The 14740-nt window shown below is 67.7% G+C and carries 14 protein-coding genes and 1 tRNA gene; 8 read left to right on the top strand and 7 right to left on the bottom strand.

Features of this window, described 5'->3' with window-relative positions; translation table 11 throughout:
• Positions 1-59 precede the first annotated feature (59 nt).
• Positions 60-596 (top strand): hypothetical protein, encoded by a 537-nt coding sequence (locus tag E5A74_RS08175; protein WP_135983801.1) that lies wholly within the window; start codon positions 60-62, stop codon positions 594-596.
• Positions 597-602: 6 nt separating this feature from the next.
• Here the strand turns inward: E5A74_RS08175 and E5A74_RS08180 are convergent, their stop codons facing one another.
• Positions 603-1370: a DoxX family protein gene (locus E5A74_RS08180; protein ID WP_166745697.1), complete on the bottom strand. Its 768-nt coding sequence runs from the start codon at positions 1368-1370 to the stop codon at positions 603-605.
• Positions 1371-1599: 229 nt separating this feature from the next.
• On the opposite strand from E5A74_RS08180, the gene dcm reads away from it, so the two are divergent.
• From dcm to E5A74_RS08195, 3 genes are read left to right on the top strand one after another with little or no spacing between them, the layout of a single operon-like run.
• On the top strand, positions 1600-2841 hold the full coding sequence (dcm, locus tag E5A74_RS08185; RefSeq protein WP_135983803.1) for a DNA (cytosine-5-)-methyltransferase: 1242 nt from the start codon (positions 1600-1602) through the stop codon (positions 2839-2841).
• On the top strand, positions 2834-3286 hold the full coding sequence (locus E5A74_RS08190; protein WP_135983804.1) for a very short patch repair endonuclease: 453 nt from the start codon (positions 2834-2836) through the stop codon (positions 3284-3286). Before dcm ends, E5A74_RS08190 begins: the two co-directional genes overlap by 8 nt.
• The gene (locus E5A74_RS08195) at positions 3286-4536 is read left to right on the top strand and encodes a type II restriction endonuclease (RefSeq protein ID WP_135983805.1); all 1251 of its coding nucleotides are present in this window, start codon (positions 3286-3288) and stop codon (positions 4534-4536) included. Before E5A74_RS08190 ends, E5A74_RS08195 begins: the two co-directional genes overlap by 1 nt.
• A gap of 43 nt (positions 4537-4579) precedes the next feature.
• Here E5A74_RS08195 and E5A74_RS08200 read toward each other — a convergent pair whose 3' ends face one another.
• Positions 4580-5041, bottom strand: coding sequence for a hypothetical protein (locus tag E5A74_RS08200; protein ID WP_135983806.1), 462 nt, complete (start codon positions 5039-5041; stop codon positions 4580-4582).
• A gap of 412 nt (positions 5042-5453) precedes the next feature.
• On the opposite strand from E5A74_RS08200, the gene E5A74_RS08205 reads away from it, so the two are divergent.
• The gene (locus E5A74_RS08205; protein ID WP_135983807.1) at positions 5454-5618 is read left to right on the top strand and encodes a Flp family type IVb pilin; all 165 of its coding nucleotides are present in this window, start codon (positions 5454-5456) and stop codon (positions 5616-5618) included.
• A 54-nt stretch (positions 5619-5672) separates the two neighbouring features.
• Here E5A74_RS08205 and lepA read toward each other — a convergent pair whose 3' ends face one another.
• Complete coding sequence (lepA, locus tag E5A74_RS08210; protein ID WP_135983808.1) at positions 5673-7466, bottom strand: translation elongation factor 4; 1794 nt, start codon at positions 7464-7466, stop codon at positions 5673-5675.
• Positions 7467-7576: 110 nt separating this feature from the next.
• Between lepA and E5A74_RS08215 the strand changes: the two genes are divergently transcribed.
• Both E5A74_RS08215 and E5A74_RS08220 read left to right on the top strand, forming a co-directional pair.
• Positions 7577-7873, top strand: coding sequence for a hypothetical protein (locus tag E5A74_RS08215; RefSeq protein WP_135983809.1), 297 nt, complete (start codon positions 7577-7579; stop codon positions 7871-7873).
• A complete protein-coding gene (locus E5A74_RS08220) occupies positions 7870-9402 on the top strand; it encodes a methyl-accepting chemotaxis protein (protein ID WP_135983810.1) in 1533 nt (510 codons plus the stop codon). Before E5A74_RS08215 ends, E5A74_RS08220 begins: the two co-directional genes overlap by 4 nt.
• Here E5A74_RS08220 and E5A74_RS08225 read toward each other — a convergent pair.
• Both E5A74_RS08225 and pnuC read right to left on the bottom strand, forming a co-directional pair.
• Positions 9399-9917 carry an AAA family ATPase gene (locus E5A74_RS08225; RefSeq protein ID WP_135983811.1) on the bottom strand — a complete coding sequence of 173 codons (519 nt, stop codon included), beginning with the start codon at positions 9915-9917 and terminating at the stop codon, positions 9399-9401. The genes E5A74_RS08220 and E5A74_RS08225 overlap by 4 nt on opposite strands.
• On the bottom strand, positions 9914-10468 hold the full coding sequence (gene pnuC, locus E5A74_RS08230) for a nicotinamide riboside transporter PnuC (RefSeq protein WP_135983812.1): 555 nt from the start codon (positions 10466-10468) through the stop codon (positions 9914-9916). The genes E5A74_RS08225 and pnuC overlap by 4 nt, the downstream gene beginning before the upstream one ends.
• 94 nt (positions 10469-10562) lie before the next feature.
• On the opposite strand from pnuC, the gene E5A74_RS08235 reads away from it, so the two are divergent.
• Complete coding sequence (locus E5A74_RS08235; RefSeq protein WP_135984333.1) at positions 10563-11861, top strand: FAD-dependent oxidoreductase; 1299 nt, start codon at positions 10563-10565, stop codon at positions 11859-11861.
• Between the two features lie 70 nt (positions 11862-11931).
• On the opposite strand, the gene E5A74_RS08240 is transcribed toward E5A74_RS08235, so the two are convergent.
• A tRNA-Pro gene (locus E5A74_RS08240) sits at positions 11932-12008 on the bottom strand.
• Positions 12009-12233: 225 nt separating this feature from the next.
• The gene (locus E5A74_RS08245) at positions 12234-14735 is read right to left on the bottom strand and encodes an ABC transporter permease (protein ID WP_135983813.1); all 2502 of its coding nucleotides are present in this window, start codon (positions 14733-14735) and stop codon (positions 12234-12236) included.
• Between the last annotated feature and the right edge of the window lie 5 nt (positions 14736-14740).

The raw sequence follows: 14740 nt of genomic DNA on the forward strand, positions 1-14740 counted from the left end.
CTTCGATTTCGTAAAGCCATCGCATGGACGCGGCGCCGCGCGGCAGCTAGCCCGGGACGATGATCCTCGGTCCACCAGAACAGATCGATTCGGCCACGCTGGCCTTTTGCGCGACCATCTCTCCCGAGGTTCCGGTTTACGTCCCCGTCCGCCCCGCGCCCGCATCGAAACCGGCCTATTGCTTCGACAACAGCGTCGCCTGTGCGCAGGCGCAGGGCGGCGAGGCGGTCTATGGCTGGGCGATCTGGCGCTGGCCGGGCCGCTGGTTCGAGGCCGAGCACCACGCGGTCTGGCGCGGCCCCGACGGCGCGCTGCTCGACGTCACCCCGCAGGCCGGCGATCCGCCGCGCGTGCTGTTCCTGCCCGATCCCGACGCGCCCTATGATCCCGCCACCTTCCGCCGCAACATCATGGCGCCCGACGGCGATAGCGCCGCGGTGCGCGAATATATCGCGCTGGTCGCGCAGCGCGGCGATATCACCGATGCCTATTGGGAGCCGGGGATGGACGTGCTGCCGCTGTTCACGCCCGAAGATCAGCGCCGGCTCGACCCGATCGACGCCCGCATGGCGGCGTTGCGCGCGGAGATCGCCTGACCGGCCTCAGCGCCCCGCGGTGCGCATTGCCCCTGCACCGCCTGCGGTGCGCATTACCCATGCCGAGCCGGCGATCAGCCACGCCGCGCAGCCCATCGTCCATTCGAGCTGGCTCGCCGGGTCCGCCACGATCCGCGGCGCATGGACCAGCAGCACGAAGCTGCCGGTCATCGCCGCGAGCAGGGTCGCCGCCAGCCGCACTCGTATCCCGCCCACCAGCGCCAGCCCCGCCGCGACATGCCCCGCCCCGGTCGCCCACGCCCAGAACAGCTTGCCCGGGATCCAGCCGGGCACCATCGCCGCGGTGAAATCGGCATAGACGAAATGGCTGAGCCCGAAGATCAGCGCGCACAGCCCGAAGACGATGCGCGGCGCCGCCCGCAGCCAGCCCGCCGCCCCGCCGCGCGAAACCAGCGCCAGCTGCGCGCCCGCCGCGCTCATCGTGCCGATCTCGGCCGGTCCGAGCAGCGCGCCGACCAGCGCGCCCGTCGGCGCCGCCAGCACCCGCGGCAGATGCAGCGCGACCACCCACAGGCCGAACCACGCCGCGAGCAGCGCCGCGCCCCAAAACGCCGTCCGCCGCACCACCACCAGCGCGCCGCCCGCGATCAGCACCAGCGCGCTCGCCACCGCCAGCGGCGCGTTGCCGGCGAGCGCCGGCGGCACCGGCTGCCATTGCAGCGCGAAGTCGGCAAAGGCGAGGCCCACCGCCCCCATCCCGATCGCCCCCGCGCCATAAGCGAGCGCGTGGCGATTGACGGCGTCTGCGCGCATCCGGCCCTCCCCTTTAGTCGCGCCGACTCTTAACGGTGTCCGCGCATCCTGCCCGATAGCTGCGCCCCGGCGTCGCATTTCTGCGGGCGAGCGTCGTCCCCGCTCGCCTGATCGCGCCGCGATTGGCGCCACGCTTCATCCACAGCTAATCGACGAACGGACACCTTTTGTTCTTGCGCGCCGGGAATCGCTCGGTCAAAATGCGAGAAATTGTCCCAGAGGTGTTTCGATGCAGGGTCCGCTCAGTTTCTCCGAACTCAGGCAGCGGACCGGGATGAGCGTCGAGGAGCTGGCGGTCGAGCTCGATTGCTCGCCCAGCACCGTCTATCGTTGGGAACGCGGCGAGATCGAGCCCAAGGCGCCGATCTATCGCACGCTCGAGATGATCGCGAAGCTCACCCCCGCCGCGTCCAACGACGCCGCGTTCCGCTTCATCGACTTGTTCGCCGGGATCGGCGGGCTGCGCATCGGCTTTCAGGCGATCGGCGGCCACTGCGTGTTCACCTCCGAATGGGACGCCAAGGCGCAGGAGACCTATTCGCGCAATTTCCGCGACAATCACCCGCTCGGCGGCGATATCCGCCCCTTTGCCGAGGATCCGGCGCTGATCCCCGAGCACGACGTGCTGCTCGGCGGCTTCCCCTGCCAGCCCTTCTCGATCGCCGGCGTCTCCAAGAAGAACGCACTCGGCCGCCCGCACGGCTTTCTCTGCGACACGCAGGGCACCCTGTTCTTCGACACCGCGCAGATCATCGCGCATCATCGCCCCGCGGCGTTCGTGCTCGAGAACGTCAAGAATCTCGAGCGGCACGACAAGGGCCGCACCTTCGCGACGATCGTCAACGTGCTCGAGAACGAGCTCGGCTATCACGTCCAGACGCGGGTGATCAGCTCGGAGCCGTGGGTGCCGCAGAAGCGCGAGCGGATCTTCATCGTCGGCTTCCGTGAGAAGACCGATTTCAACCTCGCGGCGCTCGCGCTGCCGGCCGATCGCCCGAAGCTCGGCAGCATCCTCCAGCCGCACGACGAGGTCGATCCCAAATACACGCTCACGCCGCGGCTCTGGGAATATCTCCAGGCATATAAGGCCAAGCACGCATCGAAGGGCAACGGCTTCGGCTACAGCCTGTTCGGCCCGAATGACGTCGCCCGCACGCTCTCGGCGCGCTATTACAAGGACGGTTCGGAGATCCTGATCGATCAGCCCGGCAAGCGTCCGCGCCGCCTGACCCCGCTCGAATGCGCGCGGCTGATGGGCTTCGATCGCGGCGATCGGCGCTGGCACATCCCGGTGTCGGACACCCAGGCCTATCGCCAGTTCGGCAATGCCGTGGTGGTGCCGGTGGTCGAATTCCTCGCCGAGGCGATCAAGCCGCACCTCGCCACTGCCCTCGCCCGCCCCGCCGCGCAACAGGCCGCGCCGGTCGTCGTGACGCGCCCCGATCGCGAGCCGGTCTTCGCGCATGGCTGATATTGTCTCGGCTGCGGTCCGCAGCCGGATGATGGCGGGGATCAAGGGCAAGAACACCAACCCCGAGCTGCTCCTCCGCAAAGGCCTGCACGCTCGCGGCTTCCGCTTCCGCCTCCACGACAGTGCGTTGCCCGGCAAGCCCGACATCGTCCTGCCGCGCCACCGCGCGGTGATCTTCGCGCATGGCTGTTTCTGGCACGGCCATGATTGCCATCTGTTCAAATGGCCCACGACCCGCGAGGACTTCTGGCGCGCCAAGATCGCCCGCAACCAGGAAGTCGATGCCAAGGCCGAGGCGGCGCTGCTGAAGACCGATTGGCGCTATGCGCTGGTCTGGGAATGCGCGCTCAAGGGGCGGACCCGGCTTCCGATCGAAGAGGTGCTGGAGCAACTCGCCGACTGGATCCCGTCCGATTTGCCGCGGCTCGAAGTCAGGGGCATTTGATGCGGAGGGGATTCCTCTCCGATCTGTTCACCGGCGTGGCGGTCAAGCGGCTCACGCTTGTCGAGACGATCTCCGAAAAATCGAACCAGCACGAATTCCAGGGCAGCAAGCCGCTACGGCACCTCCTCGGCGACGACGACCGTAAGGGCATCCCGACCCGTTTCCTTCGGCTGTCCGGCGAGCAGGACGCCATGGCCGAGGACGGCTTTATGAGCTGGTCGAACGTCCGCAAGAACAAGCCGCGCGCGCCCGAATACCATCTCTATTACTCGACCAACGCCGTCACCGAGCGGATGCAGGTTGATGACGCATTGTTCATCGCGCTGTGCCGCGACGGTTCGCTGCTCGCGATCGTCACCCCGGCCGAAAGCACGGTGCAGAACCAGCTCCTCTGGCTGTTCGGCCTGCACGAGCAACCGATGTTCGCCTTTACCTTCCAGCCGATCGCCGACGCGAACGACGCCGAGCTGGATTTCGTCGCGCGCTACATCCTCGACGAGCTCGGCATCGCCCCCGAGGAGCCCGACGCCGGCGCGCTGGATGCACTGATCGAGCCGTTCGGCCTGACGTTCCCGACGACGCGCGTGCTTTCGGACCTCGCCCGCGCATCCCTGCGGGACATCTCCGCGCGCGACGATCCCGATCATGCGCTCGTCGCATGGATGGACCGCGAGGAGCAGCTGTTCCGCCGCCTGGAACGCCGGATCGTCGCGGAACGTATCGCCGGCGGCTTCGTCACGCCGGACGGTGCCGATGTCGACGGCTTCCTCTCCTTCTCGCTCAGCGTTCAGAACCGCCGCAAGGCGCGCGCCGGGCAGGCGCTGGAGAACCATCTCGAGGCGATCTTCGTCGCGCATGGCATCCAGCATCGCCGCGGCGCCGCGACCGAGAACCGGGCCAGGCCCGATTTCCTCTTCCCCGGCCCGATGCAGTATCGCGATCCCGGCTTCCCGCCGGAGCGGCTCACCATGCTCGGCGCCAAGTCGACCGCCAAGGATCGCTGGCGGCAGGTCCTGTCCGAGGCCGATCGCATCGCCGACAAGCATCTGCTCACGCTCGAGCCCGGCATTTCGGAGCACCAGACCCACGAGATGCGGGCCAAGCACCTTCAGCTGGTCGTCCCCACCCGCCTCCACGCCACCTATCGCCCGGCGCAGCAGGGCTGGCTGATCGATCTGGCCGGCTTCCTCGCGCTGGTCAGGGCGCGGCAGGGGGCGGCCGGCGCACTCTCGAACACGGGTGGGAGATAGCGGAAGAGAAAGTTTCGCCGCCCCCGGCCCCCGACGAGATCGGTCAGCCGCCCCGACCCGCCAGCACTGCGCGCACCGCGCGCGCGTCGTCGCCGGCGACCGGGAGCAGGAATGCGGGTCTGCAGGGCTGCTGGAGGATACGAAGCCGCGGAGTCGCGGAGGCCGGGCTGCCGGGCACGGCGATCGCGGCGATCAGAAGCGGCGCGCGGCTCATCGTCGTCGGCAGCGCGAAGGTGGAGTTCTGCCATTCCGCCGCCAGAAGGGGCGGCGCCTCGCCGAGCAGCACTTCCTCGATGCGGATGTCGAGGCGCGCATGGTCGAAGCCCAGCGTCTTGTTCGCATCCGCGTAAGGCGCGCGCATTTCCTCGGTGAGCCCGGGTTCGCCGAGCAGCCTGTCACGCGCCGCCTGATCTCGGACGATCGCATAGGTCTCCACGCGGCCGATCGCCACGACGCAAGCGTGCTTCACATAGGCGGGGTCGAACGGCCCCGGAAACCTGCACATCCTGCTCTCCCATGGCGCGGCCGCCTCCCGGCCCCTGGAACATACTGCACCGGATTCCTTAAAATCGGCGCATGCCCCCGCCTCGCCGCAGCTGCCCGCCGCCGCTGGCAATGTAGGATTTGCCGTGCCAGCCTCGCCGGTGCCCCGCGCTCTTTGAACCCGTCGAGATCGTCCTACAGGCTCCGCGCAACAATCTTGCGCCGCGACGCAACGGGAGAGTCGTTCTATCGCGACTCTTGCGACTCTAGCCCGTCCGAATCCAACTTTCGGGGGCGTTCGAAGCCGCGAAAATGCCTACATCCGTCGCCGCGGGGGCGTGGCTGGTCGCATGCCCTCGGCCGCCGCCCGCGGCTTAACCCTTCGGCAACCCGCTTCCCTCGACATCCCGGCGGCCAGAGAGGGAACCGAAACCATGCGCCACCATGATCTGATCCGCGACGAGAAGGCCGCCACTGCGATCGAATATGGCCTGATCGCCGCGCTGATCGCGGTCGCCTGCATCATGGCGTTCCAGGCGCTCGGTCTGAACCTCGCCAACATCTTCACCACCGCGACCAACGCGATGGGCGGGGTCTGACCGCGGCGGCCGGGGTGGCGCGGGACGCCGCCGGGCAAGGCTACCGGGCCGGCGCTATTCCTCGCCCATCCTGAGCGCCGCGATGAAGGCTTCCTGCGGGATCTGCACCGAGCCATACTCGCGCATCTTCGCCTTGCCCTTCTTCTGCTTCTCGAGCAGCTTGCGCTTGCGGGTGGCGTCGCCGCCATAGCATTTCGCGGTGACGTCCTTGCGCATCGCGCTGATCGTCTCGCGGGCGATGACCTTGCCGCCGATCGCCGCCTGGATCGGGATCTTGAACAGATGCCGCGGGATCAGCTCCTTGAGCCGCTCGACCATGCCGCGTCCGCGCACTTCGGCGGTCGCGCGGTGGACGATCATGCTCAGCGCGTCCACCGGCTCTTCGTTGACCAGAATGCCCATCTTCACCAGATCGCCCGCGCGGTGGCCGATCTGCTCGTAGTCGAAGCTGGCATAGCCCTTCGAGAGCGACTTGAGCCGGTCGTAAAAGTCGAACACCACCTCGTTGAGCGGCAGTTCGTAGGTCGCCTGCGCCCGGCCACCGACATAGGTCAGGTTCTTCTGGATACCGCGCCGGTCCTGGCACAGCTTGAGGATCGAGCCGAGATATTCGTCGGGCACATAGATCACCGCCTGGATCCACGGCTCCTCGATCTCCTCGATCCTCGTGGGATCGGGCATGTCGGCCGGATTGTGCAGTTCGATCTCGCCGCCACCATGGGTGAGCTTGATCCGGTACACCACCGAGGGCGCGGTGGTGATCAGGTCGAGATCATATTCGCGGCTCAGCCGCTCCTGGATGATCTCGAGGTGGAGCAGCCCGAGGAAGCCGCAGCGGAAGCCGAAGCCCAATGCGGCGCTGGTCTCCATCTCGAACGAGAAACTGGCGTCGTTGAGCCGTAGCTTGGAGATGCTTTCGCGCAGCTTCTCGAAATCGGCGGCGTCGACCGGGAAGAGGCCGCAGAACACCACCGGCTGGACTTCCTTGAAGCCCGGGAGCGGCTCGGGCGTCGGGCGCTTGGCGTCGGTCAGTGTGTCGCCGACCCGGGCCTGCGCGACTTCCTTGATCTGTGCGGTGATGAAGCCGATCTCGCCCGGGCCGAGATCGGGCAGCTGCTCGATCTTGGGGCGGAAGGCGCCGACCCGGTCGATCAGGTGGGTGGTGCCCGCGGCCATGAACTTGATCTGCTGGCCCTTGCGGATCGTGCCGTCGATCACCCGGACGAGGATGACGACGCCGAGATACGGATCGTACCAGCTGTCGACGAGCATCGCCTTGAGCGGCGCGTCGGGGTCGCCCTTCGGCGCGGGGATGCGCTCGACGATCGCGTCGAGGATCTCGTCGATGCCGATCCCCGACTTGGCGCTGGCGAGCACCGCGTTCGAGGCATCGAGTCCGATGATCTCCTCGATCTCGTTGCGCACCTTCTCGGGCTCGGCCGAGGGCAAGTCGATCTTGTTGATCACCGGGATGATCTCGTGATCATGCTCGATCGACTGGTAGACGTTGGCGAGCGTCTGCGCCTCGACGCCCTGCGCCGCGTCGACGACGAGCAGCGCGCCTTCGCACGCGGCGAGGCTGCGGCTGACTTCATAGGCGAAGTCGACGTGACCCGGCGTGTCCATCAGGTTGAGGACGTGCCCCTTCCAGTCGAGGCGCACGGTCTGCGCCTTGATCGTGATCCCGCGCTCCTTCTCGATGTCCATATTGTCGAGCACCTGGCTCGACATCTCGCGCTCGGAGAGTCCGCCGGTACGCTGGATCAGGCGATCGGCGAGAGTCGACTTGCCGTGGTCGATATGCGCGATGATCGAGAAGTTGCGGATCTTGGAAAGTTCGGTGGCCATGATCGCGCGGCCCTAGCAGGGGCGGCCCGCGATGCGAAGAGGGTCCGCGCGGCAAGTGCGGGGACCGCGCTTAACGCGATCTTCACCACGAAGACGGCAAGGCGATCCCGATGTCGCGCTTGGCCTCTGGATTGCCCGTACAATTGCTCGCCGCTGCCGTTGCGCTCGGCGCGATCGACTTCGCGCCGCCTGCCGAGGGGCAGATGCTGCTGATGCCGTTGGCCGGCCAGGGCGCCGATAGCCTCGCCGTCTGGGCCACCGTCGCCGGCGCGCGGATCGTCGGACCCGGACCGCTGCCGGGCTCGCTGGTCGTGCAGGGCAGCGCGGGCACGCTGGCCGGCGCCGCGTTGCGCCACGCCACGCTGATCGTCGCCGCCCCGCCCGCCGCGTGCGGAGCCGAACGATGAACCACGACGCGATCTTCGCCCCCTTCCGCACCGGCGGCGCGCGCGTGCTGCTCGCCCTGCTCTGGCTCAACTGGCTGATGCTGCCGCCGGCCGCTCTCGCCTTCGGCAGCGCCAACCTCGTCACCGCGATGATCGCAGGGCTCGCGGTGCTGGTCGTGCCGAGCTTCAATCTCTACCGCGGTCGCCACGACGCGGCTGCGCGCTGCGCGCTGGGCGTCGCGGCATCGATCTTCCCCGCCTTGTTCGTCGCACTGGCCGCAGGCCGCCCGTGGCAGATGGACCTGCACATGTATTTCTTCGTCAGCATGTCGATGCTGCTGCTGCTCTGCGACTGGCGGCCGATCATCGTCTTCACCGCGCTGACCGCGACGCATCACCTGCTTTTCTCGTTCGGGCTGCCCGAATGGGTGTTTCCCGGCTCGGGATCGCTCGGCCGGGTGCTGCTGCACGGCGGGCTGGTCGCCGGCGAGGCGGGTATCCTGATCTTCACCACCGAGCGCATCCGCCATCTCGTCCTGCGCAGCCACAAGGTCCGCGAGACCGCCGACGCCGCGCGACGCGAGGCCGAGGCCGCGCGCCAGGAAGCGCAGACCGCGCTCCTCGACCTCCGCGCCGCCCAAGCGCTGAGCGAGCAACGGCTGCACGAGCGTCAGGCGGCCGAACGCGCGCTCTCCGAATCATTGAGCGGCCGCCGCGCCGCGATCTCGGCCGATATCGAGCAGCGCGTCGGCACGCTCACCTCCGAGCTGCGCGCGGCCGCGACGACGCTCTCCGGCCAGGAAAGCGCGCTCGACGGCATCGCCCGCCGGCTCTCCTCCGAATATGGCAATCTGCGCGCCGCCAGCGACAAATCGCTGGGCAACGCCGCGCTGGTCTCCGCGGCGGCGGCGCAGCTCGGCCATGCCGCGCACGCCGCCGGCGACAATGCCGAACGCGCCAACACGCTCGTCAACGAGACCAGCGAGACCGTCCAGGCCCTCGAACCGCGGATGCTTGAGCTAACCCGTCAGATCGACGGCGCTCGCAGCATCCTCGATCTCGTCTCGGAGATCGCCGCGCAGAGCAATCTGCTCGCGCTCAACGCCACGATCGAGGCGGCGCGCAGCGGCGAATCCGGCCTCGGCTTCGGCGTGGTCGCACACGAGATGAAGCAGATGGCGGCGCGCACCGCCTCGGCGACCGGGCAGATCGCCGAGAAGCTCGATCTGATCGCCGCCGCCGCGCGCACTTTTGGCGAGATCGTCTCGGGCACCACGTCGAGCATGGGCGCGGCGAGCGGCTCGGCGCAGGCGGTGTCCGCCGCGGTCGACGAGCAGCGCCTTGCGATCGAATCGATCGCCCGCGCGATCGACGCGGTGATGGCCGATGTCCGCGATACCGACGCGCGCAGCCGCATCATCGGCGACGCGGTCGACCAGAATCGCGATCTCGCCGCGCATGCTTCCGAATTGGCCCGGCTGCTCGACGACCGCGCCCGCGCGCTCGGCGAGAATATGGAGCGGCTGCTCGGCGATCTGCGCGCGGCCTAACGCCCCGCCGCCGCGATCGCCGCGAGCGCCGCCTCGAAGCGCGCCTCGCCCTCTCCCGAGATCAGCGCCCAGCGCACCCCGCGCCGCTCGAGCTCGGCTTTGGACAGATCGAAGAAGCGCTGGCGCAGCGCCGGCGTGCCGAAGATGCGCGTGCCGTCGGCGACCCAGGGCAAGTCGATGTCGAACAGCAGATAGAAGTCGGCGGTGCCCTGCCACGCGTCGAACCACGGATCGCGCTTGCCGAACAGCATGTCGGCCCACACCGCGGTCATCAGCGGATCGGTATCGAGGATCAGCGGATCGGCGCCCTCGGCGAGCAGCATCTTCGCGCCGGCGTCGTGGTTCTGCGCGATCTCGATCAGGTCGCGCATCGTGAACATGATCCCATGCGTCTCGGCATAGTCGCGGCCATATTCGTCGAGCAGCTCGCCGCCGAAATGCTCGGCGAGCCGCCGCGCGATCGTGGTCTTGCCCACGCTCTCGGGTCCGTGGAGGCAGATGGTACGCGGGATCATGCTTTGGCTTTGGTCCACTGAATCAGGCCCCAGACGGACAGGGCGAGGAAAACGATATAGAGCCCGGCGGTGAGCCAGAGCCCCTTGACGGCGAACAGGGGCACCGCGGCGATATCGACCGCAATCCACAATAGCCAGCTTTCCCAATTGCGGCGCGACTGGAGGATCTGCGCGGCGACGCTGGCCATCGCGATGCTCCCGTCCCACCACGGGAAGGCGGCGTCGGTATAGCGATTCATCAGCCCGCCCCATGCCAGCGCGGCAACGGCCACGCCCGCCAGCCAGCAAAGCCGTGCAACATTGTCGAGATTCTCGACCCGGACCTCGCCGGTGTCGGCGCGCGCGCGTGCCCAGTTCCACCAGCCATAGAGGTTCACCACGAAGAAAAAGAGCTGGAGCAGCGCGTCACTGTAGAGCTTCTCGCGAAAGAAAATCCACGCGTAGAGCGACACCATGGCGAGCGCGAACGGGTAGTTCCACATGCTCCGCCGGACCACCAGCGTCACGTTGATCAGCCCGAACAGGGTCGCGGTGGCTTCGATCGGGCTCACGGGTCGTTGCGTAGCAGCAACATTGCATGGGGGTCGAGTGGGTTGCCCTGCGGAATTGTCACGCTACCCTGTCCCAAAATGCGAGGGGATGGGCGTGCGTCACATCGCGGTGATCGGTTCGGGACCTGCAGGCTATTATACTGCCGAGGCCTGCCAGAAGACCTTCGGCGAGGAAGTGCGGGTCGACATCATCGATCGCCTCCCCGTCCCTTTCGGGCTCATCCGCACCGGCGTCGCCCCCGATCACCAGTCGATCAAGGGCGTCTCGCGCCGTTACGAGGCGGTCGCGCTCACCGACAATGTCCGCTTCGTCGGCAACGTCACGATCGGCAAGGACGTGGCGATCGACGAGCTGCTCGACTTGTACGACGCGGTCGTCCTCGCCACCGGCGCGCCGCACGACCGGCCGCTCGACATCCCCGGCGCGACCCTGCCCGGCGTGGTCGGATCGGCCGCGTTCGTCGGCTGGTACAACGGCCATCCCGATTATGCCGATCTCGCCCCGCCGCTGAACGGCCCGGCGGTGGTGATCGGCAACGGCAATGTCGCGCTCGATGTGGCGCGGATTCTCGCCAAGCGCGAAGACGAGTTCGCCGGCTCGGACATCGTCGGCCACGCCCTCGCCACGCTCAAAGCCTCGACGGTCGACACGATCACGCTGCTCGGCCGGCGCGGGCCGCACCAGATCGCGATGACTCCCAAGGAGCTCGGCGAGCTGGGCGAGCTCGCCCGCGCCGCGCCGGTGGTCGATCGCAGCGATCTGCCGCCGGTCGAGGACGATGCGATCCTCGAGCCCGGTCAGCGCAAGTCGATCAACCATCTGCGCGCCTTTGCCGCGGCCGGGCCCGGCGACAAGCCGATCCGCGTCGTCTTCGACTTCTTCGCGATGCCGGTCGCGATCGAAGGCGATGGCAAGGTCGAACGCGTCGTGATCGAGCGGACCGCGCTCGGCATGGACGGCAGCGCGCACGGCACCGGCGAGCGCTATACGATCCCTGCCAGCCTCGTGGTCAGCTGCATCGGCTATCGCACCCCGCCGATCGAAGGCGTGCCCTATGACGATCGCGCCGGCCGCTTCGCCAATGACGAAGGCCGCGTGCGCCCCGGCCTCTATGCCGTCGGCTGGGCGCGACGCGGGCCGACGGGGACGATCGGCACCAATCGCCCCGACGGTTTCGCGATCGCCGAGAAGATCGCCGCGGACATCGGCGACGGTAGCGGCAAGCCCGGCCGCGCGGGCCTCGATTCGCTGCTCACCGGTCGCGGGGTCGACCTCGTCACCTTCCGCGACTGGCAGAAGATCGACACCGCCGAGATCGCCGCCGCGCGCACCGGATCGCCGCGCGAGAAATTCACCAGCATCGACGCGATGCTGGGTGCCGCGAAAAGCTGACCCGCCCTCGGCGCGCGGCAACGCGCCGCACGCTCAGGGTCATTCGACTGGGATGTCAGATTCTCCGCAATGGTCGGGGCGATAGGATTCGAACCTACGACCCCTGGACCCCGAGACCAGTGCGCTACCAGACTGCGCCACGCCCCGACACATTGCGAGGGGGAGCGCCTACTCGGCGGAAGCAACTCTATCAAGCCCAAAATCGCGGCGGGGCATGTTTATTGCGGACAAGGTCGCCAGGCCCCGGCGCCGCCCATCGGCGGAGCATGGCTGCGAACCGCGGCCCCCTTTTGCGGCTTCTCCCGGCACCGCAAACGAAGCGGGCGAGGGATCGCCCCTCGCCCGCCCCGGCTTTGCCCTGAACTGACGCGCCTACTCGTAGCGCAAGGCATAGACCGGGTTGGTGCGCGCCACGCGGAAGGCGTGCGCGACGATGGTGGCGACCGCGATCCCGAGCGCGAGCGCACCGGCGATCACGAACGGCGTCGGAGTCAGGGCGATACGGATGTCGAACTGGTTGAGCCAGTCGCGCATCACCCACCATGCGATCGGCCAGGCGATCAGATTGGCGATCAGCACCGGCCGACTGAACTGCCACACCAGCAGCCGGACGATGTCGCGGGTACGCGCACCGAGCACCTTGCGGATGCCGATCTCCTTGGTACGGCGCTCGGCGGTGAAGGCGGCGAGCCCGAACAGCCCGAGGCAGCCGATCACCACCGCGAGGATCGCGAACATCCCGAACAGCTGCGCGCGCGTCTCGTCGGCCTGGTACAGCGTCTTGACGATGTCGGTGACGAAGCGCCCCTGGAACGGCGTCTCGGGCACCAGCCGCTTCCAGATCGCCTCGACCTGCGCGCGGATCTGCTGCGGATCGCCGGTGAAGCGGACGAGCAGCTGATTATAGCCCTGCCGCTGATAGAAATACATGATCGGCTGGAGCGGCTGGCGGATCGAGCGATAGCGCACGTCGCTGACCACCCCGACGATCGTCGCAGGGACATAGCCGCCGACTTCGTCCGAGGTGAAGCCCGCGAGGATCGGCTTGCCCACCGCGTCCTGCGCGCTGGCGAAGCCGAGCCGTTTCGCCGCCGATTCCGACAGGATCAGATTGGTGCCGCGCGCGACCAGCGCCTTCTCCGCCGCCAGATCGGTCGGCGTCGGCGTCCAGCTGTCGTCGGTCGGGATCGATTCGGAGAAGCCGCGTCCCGCGAGCAGCCGCATGCCCAGCGCGTCGACCACGCCCGGGTCCATGCCATAGGTGCCGAGCTGGGTCGGCGTCGTCTGGCCCGGCCGCTTGGCGCTGGTCATCGAGTTGTTGCCCGGATTGACGGCGATCGTGGTCCGCCCCACCGCCGTGACGCCGGGGATCTTGCCGACTTCCTCCTCGAGCGTCTTCGCGACCTTGTCGGCCTGCGGATCGCGCAGATTATAGACCTGGAACAGGCCCTCGCGCTTGTAGCCCGCGTCCATCGTCCGCGCGTAGATCGTCTGCGAATAGACGATCGCGGTGCAGATGATCAGCCCGATCGACACGGCGAACTGCGCGACGACGAGCAGGTTGCGCAGCCGGCCATTGCCTTCGGCATCGGCCGACGATTTGTTGGCCTTGAGCACGCGCGCCGGCTGAAAGCGCGACAGATAGATCGCCGGATAGACGCCGCCGGCGAGCCCGACGATCAGCGCGAGCACCAGCACCGGCAACAGGATGCCGGCGCCGCCGAGATAATGAATCTCCATCGAGGCATCGAGGAAGTTGTTGAGCAGCGGCAGCGCCAGCTCGGCCATCGCCAGGCCGACCAGCATCGCGATGCCGGCAACGAGGATCGATTCGCCGAGGAACTGGATGATCAGCTGGCGCCGCGTCGCGCCCAGCACCTTGCGCAGCGCCACTTCGCGGGCGCGCTGCGAGGCGCGTGCGGTGGCGAGATTGGTGAAGTTTACGCAGGCCATGCCGAGGATCATCAGCGCGACGACGACGAAAGTAATCATCGTCTGCTTGTCGCTGCCCGTGGTGATTGCGGCATGCTGCGCCTCGCCGAGATGGACGTCGCGGACATTGGTCAGGCGCCAGTCCTGATAGTCGCCCGGATTGCTCTTCGGGCCGTCGCCGGTGTCATCGGGGATGTTGCGCTTCTCCCAGGCGGGGAGCTGATCCATGATGTCCTTGACGTTCGCGCCCTCGCGCAGCTTCAGATAGATGAAGCCGTTCTGGTTGTTCCACGAGGTGAATTCGCTCGGCTGGAAGAATTCGTGCGGCTCGAAGCGGGCGACCATCGACATGCGCAGATGGCTGTTCTTGGGAAGGTCTTCGAACACCCCGGTGACGCGGAAGTCTTCGCGCTTCTCGCCATAGGAGATGGTCAGCGTCTTGCCGACCGGATTGGCGTTGCCGAAATATTTCTTCGCCTCGCTCTCGCTGAGCGCCACGCTGTGGAGATCGTCGAGCGCGGTCTCGCGGTCGCCGCGAACGAAGGGCACCTGGAGGACCTCGAAGATGTTGCCGTCGGCGAGCAGTCCGCGCTCGGGCGTGCTCGGCTGGCCGTTCTGCAGCACGACCATCGGCGCGGTGGTCAGATAGACCTTCTTCTCGATCTGCGGGAAGTCCTTCACCAGCGCCTCGCCCGAGGCGATGCTCGACACCTGCAGCTTCATTTCCTCGCCGCCGCGCTCGGTCGGCTTGTAGAAATCCTGCAGCTGATAGGCGCGCTCGGCGCCGGGCATCCAGCTGTCATAGCTGAACTCGTAGCGCACGAAGGTCAGGATCAGCAGGCACACGGCGATGCCGAGCGACAGGCCGAAGATGTTGATGAAGGCATAGACCTTGTTCTTGCCCAGGGCCCGCAGGCCGACGGTCACATAGTTGCGCCACATGGTCT

This window comes from Sphingomonas naasensis (assembly GCF_004792695.1).
GTDB lineage: Bacteria > Pseudomonadota > Alphaproteobacteria > Sphingomonadales > Sphingomonadaceae > Sphingomonas > Sphingomonas naasensis.

Excerpts from the sequence above, each read along its gene's own strand:
- E5A74_RS08175 (WP_135983801.1), top strand. The coding sequence starts at position 60 with ATGATCCTCGGTCCACCAGAACAGATCGATTCGGCCACGCTGGCCTTT.
- E5A74_RS08180 (WP_166745697.1), bottom strand. The coding sequence starts at position 1,370 with ATGCGCGCAGACGCCGTCAATCGCCACGCGCTCGCTTATGGCGCGGGG.
- dcm (WP_135983803.1), top strand. The coding sequence starts at position 1,600 with ATGCAGGGTCCGCTCAGTTTCTCCGAACTCAGGCAGCGGACCGGGATG.
- E5A74_RS08190 (WP_135983804.1), top strand. The coding sequence starts at position 2,834 with ATGGCTGATATTGTCTCGGCTGCGGTCCGCAGCCGGATGATGGCGGGG.
- E5A74_RS08195 (WP_135983805.1), top strand. The coding sequence starts at position 3,286 with ATGCGGAGGGGATTCCTCTCCGATCTGTTCACCGGCGTGGCGGTCAAG.
- E5A74_RS08200 (WP_135983806.1), bottom strand. The coding sequence starts at position 5,041 with ATGTGCAGGTTTCCGGGGCCGTTCGACCCCGCCTATGTGAAGCACGCT.
- E5A74_RS08205 (WP_135983807.1), top strand. The coding sequence starts at position 5,454 with ATGCGCCACCATGATCTGATCCGCGACGAGAAGGCCGCCACTGCGATC.
- lepA (WP_135983808.1), bottom strand. The coding sequence starts at position 7,466 with ATGGCCACCGAACTTTCCAAGATCCGCAACTTCTCGATCATCGCGCAT.
- E5A74_RS08215 (WP_135983809.1), top strand. The coding sequence starts at position 7,577 with ATGTCGCGCTTGGCCTCTGGATTGCCCGTACAATTGCTCGCCGCTGCC.
- E5A74_RS08220 (WP_135983810.1), top strand. The coding sequence starts at position 7,870 with ATGAACCACGACGCGATCTTCGCCCCCTTCCGCACCGGCGGCGCGCGC.
- E5A74_RS08225 (WP_135983811.1), bottom strand. The coding sequence starts at position 9,917 with ATGATCCCGCGTACCATCTGCCTCCACGGACCCGAGAGCGTGGGCAAG.
- E5A74_RS08245 (WP_135983813.1), bottom strand. The coding sequence starts at position 14,735 with ATGTGGCGCAACTATGTGACCGTCGGCCTGCGGGCCCTGGGCAAGAAC.